Here is a 16,560-nt window from a genome sequence, read left to right on the forward strand (position 1 = left end):
CGCCCGGATTACGCCTTCAGGCTCCGAAGAGCCGCCGCTTCACATTCAGCAGATCCCGTTTCGGGCCAAGTCCGATTTTCTTGACGTCAATCAGCGTCACCTGCCCGGCTGCGGAGAGCGTGTGCATTCCGTCCCCAAAACGCCGACGCAGGGACGCTGGAATGGAGATCGTCAGGCCGGGTGTGACTTTCGGCAGTCCACGTTCCAGCCCCTCAATTTCCAGCAGCCGAATACCGCGCCCATAAGTGCCCTGACAGTCCTGTGTCGGCAGAATGATCTTTCCATCCACAACAACCGGCGTTCCTGCAGGACGCGCACCTGCACGGTCGTTCAGGAAAAGCCCAAGATTCTTCCATGAGCCCGTCAGCGTATCGGCAACCGAGATATTCAGCAGACTCTGCCGCTCGACCTTACTGCCCGCAGGAGTCCAGAACATCCACCAGCGACCGGCATGCTGGAACGGCGTGGCGTCGATCGCGGCTTCGGGGAAATCGAAAGCCTCGACGCGCGCCCAGCCCCGGGGAAACGATGTCGCACGATAGAGCGAAAGACGCCCCGAGGCGCTCGCTTCGGGCAACAAGTAAACCTCTCCCTCATGCTCGAACACAAAGGGGTAAGACAGGTGCCAGGGCTCTTCCAGAACGCTCTCGCGAGACAGCAGACGCCCCGTACCGTCATAGATCAGAACCTCGATCGTGCCTTTCGGATGACGATAATCGAACGCTTCGGCAAAGACATGCAGCTTTCCGTCTCGCCACAGGCCGAAAGGGTCCGCTAGAAAACGATGATCCCCGATGTCAGGCAGCGTCGTGATAGGAAAACCGTTCAGACTGGCCGCATCGACGATCTCCGCCAGAGGCGCATGAACGATGGCGCATCGCCAGTGATCTGTCCGCAGAAATGGCATGAGGCACTCCTCCCGCAAAAATACAGCTTCAAAAAATATCTGCCGGGGCAGACGTAGAGCGCAGATCGGGGCAGGATGGAACCATGAGTGAGGCTCTTTCCGCAATTCCCGCAGACATCGCCTGCGGTCTGCCCGAAACGCAACTGGCCATCCGGCGCGCCGTTCTCGGCCTGTGCCGGACGATGAACTGGGCGGCCATCAATGAATTTTCCCTTCCCGCCGCGGGTCGTCGCGCAGACGTGATGGCGCTTCTGCCCGACCATTCCCTGGCCTGTATCGAGATCAAGTCCGGCCTGCGCGATTTTCAGACCGATCAGAAATGGCCCGAATACCGTGACTGGTCCGACCGCCTGTTTTTCGCCGTGGATGACGCTTTTCCCGTAGACCTCATTCCGCCGGACGTGGGTCTGATCGTCGTCAGCGTCAGCGCCGTCCCCCCTGCCCTGCGCGAAGGCGTTCTGGCAGGATGCACAATCATCCGGGAACCGGCCCTCCACAGACTCGCCCCTGCCCGGAGGCGGACACTGGTGCATCTGTTCGCAACAACCGCCGCCAGCCGACTCATGGGCCTTGAAGACCCCGCCATCACCTCATCCCTCCGCGCCGCACGCCGCGCTGAATAGGACTGTTCCATGACCTTCGATCCGATTGCCGTCCGCCTCGAAGCCGCCCGCAGCGTCGTCCGCGACGCAGCCGAGCTGGCCCTCTCCCTGCGTCCGGCCCCCGGCGGCCCGAGCGGAACTCTTAAGGGACGTCAGGACTATCTGACCGAAGCGGACGGCGCCGTTGAAGCCCTTGTCAGCCGCCGCATTCAGGAGCTTTTCCCCGAAGATGGTTTTCAGGGCGAAGAAAACGGTGCCACCCGCCAGGGCCGCTTCCGCTGGGTCGTGGACCCGATCGACGGCACATCGAACTATGCCCGTGGTCGGGACCGCTGGTGCGTCTCGCTCGGCCTTCTGGAAGGCGACGAACCTGTTGCGGGCGTGATTGAAGCCCCGGCTCTGGGTGAAGTCTTCACCGCCAGCAAAGGCAAGGGCGCGTTCCTGAACGGCAAGCCCATCAAGGCCTCTCCCATCACCAATACGCAGGAAGCCATGATTGAAATGGGCTGGTCCTCCCGCGTCCCAGCCGAAATTTTCGACGAAAAGATTGCCGCAATCATGGCTCTGGGTGCCATGCCACGCTCGGGCGGCTCCGGCGCGCTGGCTCTGGCGGATGTGGCCTGTGGACGCTCCGACGGCTATCTGGAAATTGTCATCCAGCTCTGGGATGTGGCGGCCGCACTGGCCATTCTCGCGGAGTCCGGCGCGGCCGTCTCACCCTTCCTCCAGACTGGCGGTCTGACGGGCGGGGCGACAATCCTTGCAGCAGCTCCGGGCGTCGCAAAGGCCCTCTCAGCCGCGGTCAACGTGGAAATCTGACATCTCCTTTCCCGCACTCGTGATTTGGCCGCATTTGGCGCATAGTGCGGGAAACATCCTTTCGATGACTGCAGAAGGTATCTTCCATGACCCTGTCCGGTCTCCTGCGTACGACCACGCTCGTCGCTTCGGGCTGCATTGCCCTGTCGGCCTGCTCCGACGCACCCCAGACCACTGCCAGCCAGCAGCAGCTTATCGTTGATCGCGCCACACTGGCTGTTCAGGATCTCTTTGCGGGGACCACGCCCCAGTCGCGCTCGCAGAAGCTGCTTGCAGAAGCCAAGGCCGTCATGGTCTGTCCGTCCGTGCTGAACATGTCTTTCGGGATTGGCGGCTCCGGTGGGCGCTGTCTGCTCCTCAGCCGTGATGCACGCGGGTCATGGTCCGATCCGGCGTTCTATCGCCTGAGCACGGCTTCGTTGGGATTACAGGTCGGCGTCCAGAGCGCGGAAACCATTCTGTTCATCATGTCCCAGCGCGGCATTCAGGCCATTCTGGACAGCCAGTTCAAATTTGACGCCTCTGCTTCCGCCTCTTTCGCCAGCATCGGTACGGGTGTCGAAAACAGCACGGCTGGCGCGCACAATACCGACATTTATGCTGCCCAGAAAAACGAGGGTCTCTATGCCGGCGCCGCTCTGGGTGGCTCGAAACTGACCGTCGATAGCGGTGCAAACCGCGCCTATTACAACCAGACGGTCGGTCCTGAAGACATCGTCGTGACGATGCGCGTCAACAACCCATCCGCTGATCCGCTGCGCCGCGCCCTGATGTCGGTCGCCCAGACGCCAGCAGCCGTCACAGTCTCATCGCGCGCAACGCAGGCGGCCACCACAGCCGCACAGGATGTAGTCGGCAACAGTCCTTACCCGACGACCTACGATGCGTCGCGCCCCTATTCGGCGCAGGCCACAGGCGTCCAGAGCCAGAGCCTCGCTCCGCTGAAGCACTGAAAAACCCGTCCCGCTCTCTTCCAAAGAGCGGGACATCAGTTCGGGTTCTGCGACGCCCCGGATAAATGCGCGCGATAGGCACGAATATTTTTATCCTGATCGGCAAGGGTTTCGGCAAAATTATGCCCGCCCGACCCTGTCGCCACGAAATATAGCATCTTGCCATCAGCCGGATGCGCCGCCGCATCCAGAGAACTCTGCCCCGGTGAGCAGATTGGCCCGGGCGGCAATCCCGCCTGAAGATAGGTATTGTACGGCCCCGGTGTTTGCAGGTCCTCATGGGTCAGAGGCGCATCAAGCGTCCCGGCTCCGTTGCTGAGCCCGTAAATCACGCTGGGGTCCGTCTGCAGCCGCATTCCCAGCTTCAGACGGTTCAGAAACACACGCGCCACCATGGGCCGCTCGGACGGTACTGCCGTCTCACGCTCGATCAGGGACGCCAGAACCAACAACTCCTGCGGAGACTGGATCAATCCGTCCAAGGCCTCGACATTGCGCCCGTCCCACGCGGCGGCCAGTCTTGTCGACATCATTTTCTGCAATTTTTCGGCCAAAGCCTGACGCGACGTTCCCCAGACATAAGACACTGTCTGCGGAAAAACTGTCCCTTCTGCCAATGTCGGCAGATCACCACTCAGGGCTGAGGCTTTGTTCAGAATGGCTGCGATTTTCAGCGCCGTCAGTCCCTCGGGCACCGTCACCTGATGGGAGACAGGCTTGCCGTGACGCAGGATCTCAAGAACATGCGCGACCGAGACGCGTGCAGGAAACTGGAGTTCCGCCGCATGGATCTGACCGTCGCGATGCGTCAGAAAGGCAGCGATCCGGAAAAATGTGCCCGAAGCCCACGTTGGCGATAGAATACTATCGTCCTGCAGGGCTTTTGTCACCCGGGCATTGTTGCCGTGCGGAATAACAAAAGTCTTCGCGTCCTGAAGCGGACCGGGATCGGTGTAATGGCCATATCCCGCAACCAGTCCGGCCACGAGAAGCAACGGCGCTCCGAAGAACGCCAGCTTGCGGCCAGCCTTTGGAGGAAGAACGAGCTTCCGCGGTTCCTCGCTGTCAGACTGGCCTTCAGACATGGGAAACGAACCCTTCCTCAGTCCTTGAAGCGCTTGAGGATGATGCTCGCATTCGTGCCGCCAAAGCCGAAGCTGTTGGACAGGGCGACGTCGATCTTACGCTGCTGGGCGACATGCGCCACGCGGTCGATCACGCTTTCACGCGCCGGATTGTCCAGGTTCAACGTGGGCGGTACGACGCCGTCACGGATGGCCTGAAGGCAGAAGATCGCCTCAACCGCACCGGCCGCCCCCAGAAGATGGCCAATGGCCGACTTCGTGGAGGACATGACCAAACGCTTGGCGTCCTCGCCGAAGAAACGCTCGACCGCGTCCAGCTCAAGGTCATCCGCCATGGTGGAGGTGCCGTGAGCGTTGACATAGTCGATATCGGCCGTGGTCAGGCCACCGCTGTTGCGCAGCGCGGCCTTCATGGCACGGAACGCACCCTCATGGCCTTCAGCCGGGGCCGTGATGTGATGGGCATCACCGGACATGCCGTAGCCGCCGATTTCACCGTAAATCTTTGCGCCACGGCGCTTGGCGTGCTCAAGCTCCTCAAGCACGACCACACCGGCACCCTCACCCATGATGAAGCCGTCGCGGTCCTTGTCCCAAGGGCGAGAAGCCTTGGTCGGATCGTCATTGGAAGCGGTGGACAGCGCGCGGGCCGAGCAGAACCCGGCAATGCCGAGCGAGCAGATCGCAGCTTCCGCACCACCCGCAATCATCACGTCCGCATCGCCATACTGGATCAGACGCGAGGCGTCGCCGATGGCGTGAACGCCCGTCGCACAGGCCGTCACGACCGCATGGTTCGGTCCTTTGAATCCGTAGCGGATCGAAAGATGGCCGGAAATCAGATTGATCAGGGCCGAAGGAATGAAGAACGGCGACAGACGGCGGGCTTTGCCGCTCGAAACCGTCAGAGAGCCGTCATAAATCGTCTGAAGACCGCCGATACCCGAGCCGATCATGACGCCAGTGGCGCAGCGATCGTCTTCGTCCTCAGGCTTCCAGCCTGAATCCTCGACAGCCTGAATGGCTGCGGCAAGGCCCAGATGGATGAAGCGATCCATCTTCTTCTGGTCCTTGACCGGCACCCAGTCGGACAACGTGAGACCACCTTCCGCCGTCGGGCCGTCCGGAACCTGTCCGGCGACCTGGGCAGGAAGTTCGGAGGGATCGAAATGCGTGATCCGGCCAATGCCGGACTGTCCTTCGATCAGCCGCTTCCAGGTCAGTTCCGCGCCCACAGCCAGTGGGCTGACAACACCGATACCGGTTACGACGACACGCCGCCCGTTAGTTGCAGTCCCGCTCATCGATGCCTCTTGTCTCACGTTATGTCCGGGTCTTGCAGCCGGACCTCATGACAAGGCCCGGCTGCCCTTCCGCCCCATGACGAGGCGGGAATCCGGAGCCGGAAAACCGGCCCCGGTCAGTCTGAGGACTGGCCTCAGGCTGCCTTCTGCTTTTCGATGTAGTCGATGGCATCCTTGACGGTTGCGATCTTCTCGGCTGCATCTTCCGGGATCTCGACGGAGAAGGCTTCTTCGAAAGCCATGACCAGCTCAACCGTGTCGAGGCTATCTGCGCCCAGATCGTCGATGAACGACGCGTCCGGCGTTACCTTGCTTTCGTCCACACCGAGGTGCTCGACAACGATCTTCTTTACCTTGTCAGCAATGTCGCTCATCTGTTCGTTCCTTATGCCCATCCGGGACTCTGTTGCCCGTCCGGTGCGTTACATCAAAACTCGTACTGCCGCCTGCCAGTCCGGAAGCCCAGTGGTTCCTCCAGAGCAGGGCCGCCCCCGTTGAAGGGGAGGCGTTGCCGCCGGAAGAACCGGACATCAGCCTTCAGCAGGCCGGGCAAAGCAGCGCGCGATTAGCATGCTTTAACCAAAAAGGCCAAGCATTCACACCATCGCCATGCCACCATTGACATGCAGGGTCGTACCCGTGACCCATGCTGCCTCTTCGGAAGCCAGATATACCACTGCGGACGCCACGTCACCAGTATTCCCCATCCGACCGAGCGGAATAGAACCAACCAGCTTTTCGCGGACCGCTTCCGGCAGCACATCGGTCATCGGCGTTTCGATGAAACCGGGGGCTACGACATTAACCGTCACACCACGCGGACCGGCTTCCTGCGCCAGAGATTTGCTCATACCCACGATACCGGCCTTGGCGGCGGCGTAGTTGGCCTGACCGGCATTGCCCGTCGTTCCCACCACGGAAGCGATCGAGATGATCCGACCCGCACGACGGCGCAGCATCCCCTTGAGGGCTGCACGGGCCAGACGGAACGGGCTTTCCAGATCGACCGTCAGAACCTGCGACCAGTCGCTGTCCTTCATGCGGATGGCCAGCGTATCGCGCGTCAGACCGGCATTGTTGACCAGAATGTCCAGCGGAGCACCCGCAACGGCTTCGGCCTTCGCAACGAGGCCGTCAGCCTCAGCGGGGTCAGACAGGTTGGCGACAGCGATATGGGCGCGCTCGCCCAGGCTGTCGGCCAGTTCCTGAAGGGCCGCTTCGCGCGTACCACTGAGCACGACCGTTGCGCCCTGCGCGTGAAGCTGGCGGGCGATGGCAGCACCAATACCACCTGATGCGCCCGTCACGAGGGCCGTCTTGCCGGAAAGAGAAAACATGATCGGTTGTCCTTAAAGGGTCTTGAGCAGGGCTTCGATTTCGGCAGGCGTCCCGGCATTGCTGGTGGCCAGTTCGGGGGCGATACGACGCGCCAGACCGCACAGGACCTTGCCTGCGCCAAGCTCGTGCATGTTCGTCACACCCATCGCCACCATCGCCTGCACGCTCTCGCGCCAGCGTACGGTGCCCGTCACCTGCTTGACGAGCAGGTCGCGGATAACAGCAGGATCGGTCACTTTGGCAGCCGTGACATTGGCAATCACGGGAACGGACGGTGCGTTCAGCGTCGCAGTCGCCAGCGCATCTTCCATCTCGCGTGCAGCAGGCGCCATCAGCGACGAATGGAAGGGGGCGGAGACCGGCAGTTTCACTGCGCGCTTGATGCCATGTTCCTTGGCCACGGTAATTGCGCGGTCGATAGCGCTCATCACACCGGACACAACGATCTGACCACCGCCATTGTCGTTGGCGATCTCCAGCGTCTCGCCCTGAGAGGCTTCATCGCAGATCGCACGGGCCTGAGACGCATCCACACCCAGAAGAGCCGCCATGCCGCCCTCCCCGGCCGGAACAGCACGCTGCATGGCCTGACCACGCAGACGCAATAGACGCGCACCTTCCGCAATTCCCAGCGTACCAGCGGCGGCCAGCGCGGAATATTCACCCAGCGAATGCCCGGCCAGCAGAGCCGCCTTGTCCGCCAGTTTGAAGCCACCTTCGCTTTCCAAAGCACGCACGGCGGCCAGCGAGACCGCGAACAGCGCGGGCTGGGCATTTTCCGTCCGCGTCAGCTCATCCGCATCACCAGCGAACATCAGGCGCGACAGATGATCGCCCAGCGCCTCATCCACTTCCTGAAAAACGGCGCGAGAGGATGCAAAAGCCTCGTGAAGGGCCTGCCCCATCCCGACGGACTGGCTCCCCTGTCCCGGAAAGACGAACGCGTGAACCGACATGGATCCCCCTGCTGGCAGTGAATTTAAGGTTTTGCGTGATGCGTCCTCACGCTCCATCTGTCAAATCCAACATCAGTTTTTACGCTTGAGCGTAAAGAATTCATCTGTCGGAATTTTCACACGGATCATGGAAAACGGCCTGTCGGAGCGGAATACGGTGCCATTCTGATAATCCTGCGGGCGGAGAATGAACGTGTAAGGCACGGCGCCCTGATTATCGACCAGAAGCCGTGCCGTACCGTTTTCCACGGCTTCAAAACGCGCGCCGGGAGCGACATCAATCTTCAGCCGGTGCGCATCAGGCGCAAGAAAGGCGAGGATTACGCCAAAGAAATCGCGGATGGCGGCATTGATCTCCCCCATCCAGCCCACGGCCTGTTCTTTCGTAAAAGTCGGCGCCGGGAGAGGATCAACCTCGATCGCCAACTCAAGCTGGACCTTCCGGTTGGGCGGCAGGGTTAGCAGAACCGGAGGATTTTCCGCCAGAAGGGCCTCGGAACGAGGAAAATGCATCTCCCGATCCTGACCAACGAAAAGCGGAATATCACCTTCTTTGGTATGGAGGACGACCCGCGCCTCAGACGGCACGGCATGGTCAGGCAGAATATCACCCAAAAAATGGAGGGACAGATTTTTCCCCGCCTTCTCCGGCAGACGGTCAAACCGGTCATAGACCCGGTAAATGCCTTTATAACTCCCAACCCGCATAGCGTGCTGGCCGGTAACGGTGACAGTTTCTTCCGGTTCAGCGGAAACGCCGGAAAATGGTGCGAACGAAAGGACAGCAAGCAATCCCACGCTGATACCGGCTTTTTTCAAACCTTTTCCCTCCCGCTCGGCCCCATCTTCATGACAAAGAATAGCTATCCAATCTTCTGCATCACGATCAGCACCTGTGGCAACCGGACGGGATTGTCCATGTATTCGATCAGGCGGAACAGACTACCCCATGCCTTGATGATGTAATTCCGCGGAATGATCGCCTCGCCATAATGCGACTGGGGCTGAGGCGGTTTTGAGGAGGCTGCATGAAGAAAGCGTCCGGCCTCAAACTCCGCATTCGCACGCGCTTCATCCGTGAAACTGTCGGCACAGGCCTCGTGCCACGGATGTTCCAGACGGATGCCGGAAGCGCGTTTGAGCCGCTGCTCGGCGCAGAAAGCGATGAACCGGCGGCTCTGCGTCGTCATCACCAGAATCCCGCCTGGTCTGAGCAGACGGTGAAATTCCCGGACCCAGTGTCCCGCAAGAAACTCGTCCAGATGCGAAAATACCGACCATGACGTAATCAGATCAAAGCTTTCCGACGTCAGAAGCATGGGCGGCACCAGATCGCAGCCCAGAAAATTCAGCGCAGGATTAGATCGCCGTGCGGCCATGAGAAAACGGTCCGTGGTTTCCGCACCATACACATTGGAAGGCCGGATATCTTTCATGAACAGGCGGGCGATACGCCCCCAGCCACATCCAAAATCAAGCAATCGCGTTTCGGGGCGGACCGGACGTCCGGCATAGGCGCAGTACGCCTTGATTTCCCGAAAGAAGACATGGGCTTCATGGATGGAAATTTCCCCGTGATGCCCATGGATTTCCCGTTGCAGATCCTCGGGGGGAAAGGACGGCATCGTCACATCCTGAATTTCAGGAATGCGCACGGACGACACCAGAACCTGCAGCCATTCCTCGTCGCTGATGCCCCCGAAAGTCTCAAAGACGGCACTAATGCTTTCAGAATGGCTCATCAATTCCCGCCAAAGCCGTGTCGTAACGTTTATTTAACGCATTCTTGCAGGCGCGGAAACATATGACCAGAGCCGGTTTAGGAAAATCGCAACCTTCGTTCCCACTCCGTGCCAGACCGGATCCATTTGACACAATTCCGTGTAACTTTCGGAAAACAGGCGGTTTTTTGTAGAATCCCAAAAACAAAGAACCGATGGTTTACACCGTCATGGCATTCACATGCGGATGACGGACAATCGAAGGATCTTTTTTCAATGTCCCTTTCTGGAAAAGTTGCTGCCGTCACGGGCGCCGCCCAGGGTATCGGCAAGGCCATTGCACTTCGTCTGGCCAAAGATGGCGCGGACGTCATTCTGCTGGACGTCAAACAGGATATTCTCGCCCAGACCGCCAAGGAGGTTGAAGCACTCGGACGGCGTGCCGTCGCGCTCACGGCCGATATCAGCAACCGCGACCAGTTCGCCACGACCCTGCGCGAAGCCGCAGATACGTTTGGCGGGCTGGATATCATGGTCAACAACGCCGGCATCTGTCAGGTCAAACCGGTTCTGGAGATCGAGCCTGCGGAAATCGAAAAGATCTTCAGCATCAACGTGCAGGGCGTGTTGTGGGGCATTCAGGCCGCTGCGAAGATTTTCCAGGAAAAGGGCACGAAAGGCAAAATCATCAATGCCTGTTCGATTGCCGGACATGAAGGCTACCCGCTGCTGGGCGCTTATTCCGCCACCAAATTCGCAGTCCGCGCCCTGACACAGTCAGCGGCCAAGGAACTGGCGTCCTCAGGGATCACGGTCAATTCCTACTGCCCAGGCATTGTCGGCACCGATATGTGGGTCACGATCGACCAGCGCATGGCCGAAATTACTGGCGCGGATGTTGGCGCGACCTACAAGAAATATGTGGAAGGAATTGCTCTGGGCCGCGTGGAAACTGCCGATGACGTCGCGGGTTTCGTGGCCTATCTCTCCAGCAGCGACGCCGATTACATGACGGGTCAGTCTGTGCTGATCGACGGTGGCCTCGTCTTCCGCTGAGACCAGAAATAAAGGGGGCCGGTTTCCCGCGCCCCCTTAAATATCAGCGCCCGATCAGACGGCCGCGCTGCCAGGCTTCAGCCGCGCTTTCAGGGTCCTGCCCGTCAACGGAAATGACGTAATCGAGGGCGCTCATGACCTTGTTGCCCAGCATCATTTCCGAAAGTTCGTCCAGCAGATCGCTGTCCGTCTGACGCGCGACATCTTCACGCAGGATCATTCGCGCAGACATCTCGCCACCCAGTAGACGTGACGGGTCTTCGAGCACGGTCAGCAGATCGGTATGGAACACGGCGTGCGGCTGTGTTGCGACCACAAGCGGCTTTTCACCAGCATCGCGGGCCTTCTCCAGACGCTCGATCAGAGCACCCTCGCCAATGCTTTCAATGGACAGAACCGAAAGCGCCGGAAGCTGCTTGAGGGCCTCTTCCAGAGCCTGACGGCTGTCATCGGCCACAATGATCCGATCCACATCTGTTGCAGTCAGGGTTCCGACAGCGCCCAGTGGCGTCAGGGCCGCAAAGCTGACCACCGGCTGATAGAGGTCTCCCAGCACCCGAAGGCCCGGTCCGGCAAGATGCTCATCGCGCGGGAACCAGGCGGAAACCAGAAGGTCGACCTCCCCCTGTTCCAGCGCATCTTCGACATCATCGGGGTCCAGATCGACATACTCGACCTCGACCTCATAGGCCTCAAGCACGCGCGCGACCGCGCTGGCACATCCCGCATGCAACGAGGTGTACAGATGGCCGATCGTCATTTGTGTCATGAGAATGGGTCCGTCAGGCAGAAAATTGAAACGTGAGACCGTGATTAGGCCCCACGTTCCAGTTTGTCACGACCTTACCAGATCTTTACGCGCTGATCCGGTGCCAGATAGAGCTTCTGACCGGGTTTTACGTCAAACGCCCCATACCAGGCATCAATGTTATGAGCCGGGATGTTGACGCGCGTGATCGCCGGGGCGTGTTCGTTGGAGAGAACCTGCTGACGCAGCGCATCCGGACGGTCTTTCTCCCGCCAGACCTGTGCCCAGCCGAGGAACACGCGCTGATCGCCCGTCAGACCATGTACGACCGGCGCGGGCTGACCGTGCAGCGAGTCATGATAGGCCTGAAGACCAAGGTTCAGACCACCGGAATCGGCGATGTTCTCACCCATGGTCATCTTGCCGTTCACATACAGACCCGGCAGGACTTCCTGTGCATCGTACTGCGCAGCCAGACGGTCGGCCAGCTTCTGGAAAGCCTCCGTGGACGCCTTGCTCCACCAGTCGTTCAGACGTCCATGTTCGTCGTAGTGACGGCCCTGATCGTCGAAGCCGTGGCTCATTTCGTGGCCGATCACGCCACCGATACCACCGTAATTGACGGCTGTATCGCCCTTCGGATCGAAGAACGGGGGCTGAAGGATCGCAGCCGGGAACACGATCTCGTTCATGGTCGGATCGTTATAAGCGTTCACCGTCTGCGGCGTCATACCCCATTCGTCGCGGTCCACCGGCTTGTCGAGCTTGTCCAGATCGTGCTGCCAGCTGAACGCCGCACCACGCACGGCATTGCCGTAGACGTCGCCCTTGCGGATGTCGAGCTTGCTGTAATCCCACCATTTTTTCGGATAACCGACCTGAATGGCAAAATGATCCAGCTTGTTCAGAGCGGCCTTGCGGGTCGGCTCGTCCATCCAGCTGTTGTGCTCCAGACGGTCATGGAACGACGCTTTGACCTTCTGCACCAGATCCGTGATCTGCGCCTGTGCGGAAGGCGGGAAATAGCGCGCAACATATTCGCGGCCCAGTGCCCAACCCAGTGCACCATTCGTCACGCGCACGGCACGCTTCCAGCGCGGAGACTGCTGCGCCACGCCCGACAGCGTATGGCTGTTGAAGTCGAACGACGCATCATAGAAGTTGCTGGACAGATAACCGGCAGCATTGTCTCCGAGATGGAACGCCAGCCAGGCGCGCAGCGTCGCAGGGTCAGCAGCCTTGAGAACGGCCGTCATCGCCTTGATTCCGGCGGGTTCACGCACGTCGATCTTGCGGCTTTCGAGCCCTTCTGCCGGAAGGCCGGCGCTGGTCAGGAACGTGACCCAGTCGAAGTCCGGCGCGAGCTTCTGAAGCTCGGACACCGGCATCGGGTTGTAAATTTTGAGCGGATCACGGGTCTGGTCGCGCGGCACTTCGACCTTGGCAAGAGCCGTTTCGAGATCGACCACGGCCTGCGCGTTCTTTGCAGCGTCCGGCCAGCCCTCAAGCGTCAGCATCTTGGCGATATAGGCCTGATAGGCCTTCTTTTTGTCCGCCAGCTTGAGGTTTGTGTAGTAGCTCGTGTCCGGCAGACCGAGGCCACCGCTCACGCCGATGCTCATGCCCTGATCGAGCATCAGCATATACCGTTCCGGGTCCTTCTGGTCCTGTTCCACGCCGATCTGGAACGTGGAGAACATCATGGATTTCAGGGACGCACCGAACGCTGCGGCAAGAGACTTGCCATCGTTGACGTTACGAATTGTTTCAAGATCAGCTGCGAGAGGCTTGCCACCCAGACGATCGACGGCCTTCTGGTCGAGGAAGCTGGCGTAATAGGTGCCGATCTTGCCCATGTCGTCCGTGGGCTGTTCAGTAACCTTCTTTGCAGCTTCATCAAGAATGGTCTTCTGACGCGACAGGGAGAGTTCATACAGGATACGGAACGGGCCGTAGCTGCTCATATCCCCGGGGATTTTGAGGTTTTTGAGATAGGTACCGTTGGCATATTCGAAGAAATTGTTGCCCGGCTCAACGGCGCGGTTCATCCCGGCTTCATCAAAGCCCCAGCCCGCATTGTAGCCAGCAGCCTGTGCACCGGAAACCATCAGGCCTCCAGCGAGGGCGAGAAGGCTGGCCCCATATTTCAGAGTATGTCGTGACGTAAGGAATCGTTTCACAATGTACCTCATTCCAGAGTGGTGCCTTTAGAATGAGGTATAAAGTATCATTTCGTCAAAAGGACAAAATGCCTCCGCTCCGTTCAGCGGGTTTTGTGGACTTTTTTGGATTTTGCGCTCGTACTTTCCGGCGTCACGACAGCCGCGACCGGGTAATCGAAAGCGACGACCTTTTCGAGATAAGGCGCGGCAAATTCCTTGAAGGCTTCATGGGCGGGATCAATGAACGCCACGTCCGTCACAACAGGTTTGCCGACGTAATAATTCCGGTCCCCTTCGGAACGGAACGTCACGAGAAATGCCTGCTGAAGGCCGGCATCCGCCCCTTCTCCGCTGTTCTGGAAGCCGGTTTCGATGCTGGCGACAACCGGCTTGCCGTCCGCACGGCGGCTGTCCTGCGCGAGATGCAGGAAACGTCCCGACACTTCGGCACGCTGGGCCGTTGTGGAATCCTTGGTGTAGCGGAACATCACCATGTGCCGGACGGGTCCGACATGCCAGTCCGGCGCGGTGAACTGCGCGTAACCGACCTGCTTGGCCAGCTGCTGGGCGGACAAGGTAGCGGGGCTCACCGTATCGGTTTTGACAGGGCCGGAGGACGCGATCGGCAGGGAATAAGGATCCGCTTTCGCTGTCGGAAACTGATACAGTCCGGCAGCGCAAAGGGTCAGGGTTGCGCCGTAGACGGCACGACGGGAGAAAATGGCGGAAACGGTCATCGAAATCTCCGGACGCAGGCGAAAGAATCAGGCATCTTTCATGGCACAGACGCCCGGTTTCGTCTTCTGTTTTCCAGTTTCCGGATGTTGCGTGGAAGTCCTCAGGCCTGAACCTGCTTCCTGAAGACTTTCCGGCGCCACTGGATCAGTCGATAGACCAGCGAAGATGCCAGCTTCTGCCAGCGCGAATGCGGCGTAAAGCCGATCGTCTTGAAAATCATCGCCGTCACGCGATCAATATGCTTGGGCTGATAGAATCCCATCGCCTTGGACATATAGGCCGCGATGCAGCGCTGATGGTCATAGGCCATACCCGGCGGTTCGTTGGTCGTATGATAGGCCGAGGCCAGTTCGTCGTCCTCGCTCTCCGTCACACGACCCAGCGCAATGCGTGTCCGCGCCCACACGCCGAGCTTTTCGCGCTTCAGATACCGATGCATGTGATCGTAGAACAGCTTGAAATGCCGGTACTCATCCGCTGCGATCTGCTTGCAGATAGCTTTGAGCAATGGCTCGTCCGTCGCGTCAGCCAGCGCTGTATAAAAGGACGACGTGCCGGTTTCGACCATACAGCGCGCAATCAACTCGCCCGTGCGGGAGCCGCGGATCGAGGCATCCACATCGGCGTCGATCTTGTACGATGCGCGATAGCGGTCGAACGCCTTTTCATAGTTCCAGGACGGATCGGCCAGCATGGCCCAGCGGCCAAGCGCATCGCCATGCTGCACTTCCTCGACCGCCCAGTTCGCGGCAGCCGCGCTAAAATCCGGATCTCCGACGAAGACGCGACGCAGATATTCGGCATAATCAAGACCGTTCTTTTCCACCACGGAAGCGGCCTTCACGAGGGGGATGATCTCGGGGTCCACGCGGGACGGATCAAAGGAGTTCCAGTCCATCTGATCGATATGCCAGTGTTTCATTCTGCAACCTCGTCCGTTTTCCGGCTCACCAATAGTGACGATCAGATGACACGGTGGGACAATTTTGGGTAGGTGTGATGCAGCAACCCTTGGAGATTGATTCGTGACGGCCACCCATACGCCCCACCCAGACGTCCGCCACGACTGGACCCGCGACGAAGTCGAAGCCCTCATCAGCCTGCCTTTCCCCGAGCTGATGTACCGCGCCCAAACCCTGCACCGCCGCTACTTTGACCCCACAAAAGTGCAGATTTCCACGCTTCTTTCCATCAAGACGGGCGGCTGCCCGGAAGACTGCGCCTATTGTCCGCAGAGCGCGCTTCACGAAAAAAGCGTCAAGGCCGAGCGCCTGATGGCTGTGGAATCCGTTCTGAAAGAAGCCCGCGCCGCCAAGAAAGCCGGTGCGGGCCGATTCTGCATGGGAGCAGCCTGGCGCACGCCGAAGGATCATGACCTCGACACCGTTTGCGAGATGATCGAAGGCGTGAAGTCGTTGGGGCTGGAAACCTGCGTGACGCTCGGCATGCTCGATGCGCAGCAGACAGAGCGCCTGAAAACGGCGGGGCTGGATTATTACAACCATAACCTCGACACGTCCGAAGAGTTCTACGGCTCCATCATTTCCACCCGCACCTATCAGCAGCGTCTCGACACGCTTTCAAACGTGCGTGACGCAGGCATCAATGTTTGCTGCGGTGGAATCGTAGGCATGGGTGAAGACCTGTCCGACCGTGCCGGTCTGCTCATGACGCTCGCCAATCTGCCCAAGCATCCGGAGAGCGTGCCGATCAACTTGCTCGTCCGCGTTGAGGGTACGCCGCTGGGCGAGGCCGAGGCCGTCGATCCGATCACCTTCGTCCGCATCATCGCCACGGCGCGCATCATGATGCCGGAGAGCCATGTCCGCCTTGCCGCAGGCCGCGAAAACATGACCGATGAAGCCCATGCGCTGTGCTTCCTCGCGGGTGCGAACTCGATCTTCTGTGGCGAGAAGCTCCTGACCACGCCGAACCCGGCCGAACACCGCGACCGTCAGCTCCTGTCCGCACTTGGCATGTCACCGATGGTGCAGTCCGAAGCCGAAATGGGTACGATGCGTCCTGCCGTGACGGAAGAAGCCGTCTGCGAAATGGCCGCGTCCTGATCTCAGCCGCTGTACGAGAAGGGGAAGCGTTCGAAAGGGCGCTTCCCTTTTTTTATGCTTGGCGTGCGGCCGCTTCTTCCCTAAACCCACGCCCTTTGCCCATAC

The 16,560-nt window shown here is 59.8% G+C and carries 17 protein-coding genes; 5 read left to right on the forward strand and 12 right to left on the reverse strand.

The genetic code is table 11. The annotated features are described in order from the left end of the window. Positions 1–16: 16 nt before the first annotated feature. Entirely contained in the window at positions 17–907 is an 891-nt protein-coding gene (locus GKO01_RS00275; protein WP_099285059.1) for a glucosamine inositolphosphorylceramide transferase family protein, read from the reverse strand. Between the two features lie 83 nt (positions 908–990). On the opposite strand from GKO01_RS00275, the gene GKO01_RS00280 reads away from it, so the two are divergent. The 3 genes from GKO01_RS00280 to GKO01_RS00290 all read left to right on the forward strand — a co-directional run bounded on the left by GKO01_RS00280 (position 991) and on the right by GKO01_RS00290 (position 3,281). Continuing rightward, positions 991–1,530, forward strand: a complete 540-nt coding sequence (locus GKO01_RS00280) for an MmcB family DNA repair protein (protein ID WP_099285061.1) — start codon at positions 991–993, stop codon at positions 1,528–1,530. Positions 1,531–1,539: 9 nt separating this feature from the next. Then, positions 1,540–2,328 carry an inositol monophosphatase family protein gene (locus GKO01_RS00285; RefSeq protein ID WP_099285064.1) on the forward strand — a complete coding sequence of 263 codons (789 nt, stop codon included), beginning with the start codon at positions 1,540–1,542 and terminating at the stop codon, positions 2,326–2,328. An 86-nt stretch (positions 2,329–2,414) separates the two neighbouring features. Continuing rightward, positions 2,415–3,281, forward strand: a complete 867-nt coding sequence (locus GKO01_RS00290) for a lipid-binding SYLF domain-containing protein (protein WP_099285066.1) — start codon at positions 2,415–2,417, stop codon at positions 3,279–3,281. A gap of 35 nt (positions 3,282–3,316) precedes the next feature. Here the strand turns inward: GKO01_RS00290 and mltG are convergent, their stop codons facing one another. The 7 genes from mltG to GKO01_RS00330 all read right to left on the reverse strand — a co-directional run bounded on the left by mltG (position 3,317) and on the right by GKO01_RS00330 (position 9,706). Beyond that, complete coding sequence (gene mltG, locus GKO01_RS00295) at positions 3,317–4,366, reverse strand: endolytic transglycosylase MltG (protein WP_099285069.1); 1,050 nt, start codon at positions 4,364–4,366, stop codon at positions 3,317–3,319. Between the two features lie 17 nt (positions 4,367–4,383). After that, positions 4,384–5,670 carry a beta-ketoacyl-ACP synthase II gene (gene fabF, locus GKO01_RS00300; protein ID WP_062110332.1) on the reverse strand — a complete coding sequence of 429 codons (1,287 nt, stop codon included), beginning with the start codon at positions 5,668–5,670 and terminating at the stop codon, positions 4,384–4,386. 134 nt (positions 5,671–5,804) lie between these two features. Then, positions 5,805–6,044 (reverse strand): acyl carrier protein, encoded by a 240-nt coding sequence (locus GKO01_RS00305; RefSeq protein WP_011253554.1) that lies wholly within the window; start codon positions 6,042–6,044, stop codon positions 5,805–5,807. Between the two features lie 222 nt (positions 6,045–6,266). Then, positions 6,267–7,007 carry a 3-oxoacyl-[acyl-carrier-protein] reductase gene (gene fabG / locus GKO01_RS00315; RefSeq protein WP_099285074.1) on the reverse strand — a complete coding sequence of 247 codons (741 nt, stop codon included), beginning with the start codon at positions 7,005–7,007 and terminating at the stop codon, positions 6,267–6,269. A gap of 12 nt (positions 7,008–7,019) precedes the next feature. Continuing rightward, complete coding sequence (gene fabD / locus GKO01_RS00320; RefSeq protein WP_099285076.1) at positions 7,020–7,964, reverse strand: ACP S-malonyltransferase; 945 nt, start codon at positions 7,962–7,964, stop codon at positions 7,020–7,022. 72 nt (positions 7,965–8,036) lie between these two features. Next, positions 8,037–8,783: a hypothetical protein gene (locus GKO01_RS00325; protein WP_244901263.1), complete on the reverse strand. Its 747-nt coding sequence runs from the start codon at positions 8,781–8,783 to the stop codon at positions 8,037–8,039. A gap of 44 nt (positions 8,784–8,827) precedes the next feature. Then, on the reverse strand, positions 8,828–9,706 hold the full coding sequence (locus GKO01_RS00330; RefSeq protein ID WP_099285081.1) for a class I SAM-dependent methyltransferase: 879 nt from the start codon (positions 9,704–9,706) through the stop codon (positions 8,828–8,830). A 255-nt stretch (positions 9,707–9,961) separates the two neighbouring features. Here GKO01_RS00330 and GKO01_RS00335 point away from each other — a divergent pair, with 255 nt between their 5' ends. Further along, on the forward strand, positions 9,962–10,741 hold the full coding sequence (locus tag GKO01_RS00335; RefSeq protein WP_099285083.1) for an acetoin reductase: 780 nt from the start codon (positions 9,962–9,964) through the stop codon (positions 10,739–10,741). 43 nt (positions 10,742–10,784) lie between these two features. On the opposite strand, the gene GKO01_RS00340 is transcribed toward GKO01_RS00335, so the two are convergent. The 4 genes from GKO01_RS00340 to GKO01_RS00355 all read right to left on the reverse strand — a co-directional run bounded on the left by GKO01_RS00340 (position 10,785) and on the right by GKO01_RS00355 (position 15,311). Beyond that, positions 10,785–11,510 (reverse strand): glycine betaine ABC transporter substrate-binding protein, encoded by a 726-nt coding sequence (locus GKO01_RS00340; protein ID WP_099285085.1) that lies wholly within the window; start codon positions 11,508–11,510, stop codon positions 10,785–10,787. Positions 11,511–11,584: 74 nt separating this feature from the next. Next, positions 11,585–13,681 (reverse strand): M13 family metallopeptidase, encoded by a 2,097-nt coding sequence (locus GKO01_RS00345; protein ID WP_099285087.1) that lies wholly within the window; start codon positions 13,679–13,681, stop codon positions 11,585–11,587. A 71-nt stretch (positions 13,682–13,752) separates the two neighbouring features. Further along, complete coding sequence (locus GKO01_RS00350) at positions 13,753–14,388, reverse strand: Dabb family protein (protein ID WP_099285089.1); 636 nt, start codon at positions 14,386–14,388, stop codon at positions 13,753–13,755. A gap of 101 nt (positions 14,389–14,489) precedes the next feature. Then, the gene (locus tag GKO01_RS00355; protein WP_099285091.1) at positions 14,490–15,311 is read right to left on the reverse strand and encodes an acyl-ACP desaturase; all 822 of its coding nucleotides are present in this window, start codon (positions 15,309–15,311) and stop codon (positions 14,490–14,492) included. 103 nt (positions 15,312–15,414) lie between these two features. On the opposite strand from GKO01_RS00355, the gene bioB reads away from it, so the two are divergent. After that, positions 15,415–16,455, forward strand: a complete 1,041-nt coding sequence (gene bioB, locus GKO01_RS00360) for a biotin synthase BioB (RefSeq protein ID WP_062110351.1) — start codon at positions 15,415–15,417, stop codon at positions 16,453–16,455. Positions 16,456–16,560: the final 105 nt, after the last annotated feature.

Source organism: Gluconobacter kondonii (assembly GCF_002723995.1).
Lineage (GTDB): Bacteria > Pseudomonadota > Alphaproteobacteria > Acetobacterales > Acetobacteraceae > Gluconobacter > Gluconobacter kondonii.

Bases quoted from the DNA above. Each gene is read 5' to 3' on its own strand.
- GKO01_RS00340 (WP_099285085.1), bottom strand. From the start codon at position 11,510: ATGACACAAATGACGATCGGCCATCTGTACACCTCGTTGCATGCGGGA.
- GKO01_RS00280 (WP_099285061.1), top strand. From the start codon at position 991: ATGAGTGAGGCTCTTTCCGCAATTCCCGCAGACATCGCCTGCGGTCTG.
- mltG (WP_099285069.1), bottom strand. From the start codon at position 4,366: ATGTCTGAAGGCCAGTCTGACAGCGAGGAACCGCGGAAGCTCGTTCTT.
- GKO01_RS00275 (WP_099285059.1), bottom strand. From the start codon at position 907: ATGCCATTTCTGCGGACAGATCACTGGCGATGCGCCATCGTTCATGCG.
- GKO01_RS00290 (WP_099285066.1), top strand. From the start codon at position 2,415: ATGACCCTGTCCGGTCTCCTGCGTACGACCACGCTCGTCGCTTCGGGC.
- GKO01_RS00345 (WP_099285087.1), bottom strand. From the start codon at position 13,681: ATGAGGTACATTGTGAAACGATTCCTTACGTCACGACATACTCTGAAA.
- GKO01_RS00355 (WP_099285091.1), bottom strand. From the start codon at position 15,311: ATGAAACACTGGCATATCGATCAGATGGACTGGAACTCCTTTGATCCG.
- fabF (WP_062110332.1), bottom strand. From the start codon at position 5,670: ATGAGCGGGACTGCAACTAACGGGCGGCGTGTCGTCGTAACCGGTATC.
- GKO01_RS00285 (WP_099285064.1), top strand. From the start codon at position 1,540: ATGACCTTCGATCCGATTGCCGTCCGCCTCGAAGCCGCCCGCAGCGTC.
- fabD (WP_099285076.1), bottom strand. From the start codon at position 7,964: ATGTCGGTTCACGCGTTCGTCTTTCCGGGACAGGGGAGCCAGTCCGTC.
- GKO01_RS00335 (WP_099285083.1), top strand. From the start codon at position 9,962: ATGTCCCTTTCTGGAAAAGTTGCTGCCGTCACGGGCGCCGCCCAGGGT.
- GKO01_RS00350 (WP_099285089.1), bottom strand. From the start codon at position 14,388: ATGACCGTTTCCGCCATTTTCTCCCGTCGTGCCGTCTACGGCGCAACC.
- fabG (WP_099285074.1), bottom strand. From the start codon at position 7,007: ATGTTTTCTCTTTCCGGCAAGACGGCCCTCGTGACGGGCGCATCAGGT.
- GKO01_RS00330 (WP_099285081.1), bottom strand. From the start codon at position 9,706: ATGAGCCATTCTGAAAGCATTAGTGCCGTCTTTGAGACTTTCGGGGGC.
- GKO01_RS00305 (WP_011253554.1), bottom strand. From the start codon at position 6,044: ATGAGCGACATTGCTGACAAGGTAAAGAAGATCGTTGTCGAGCACCTC.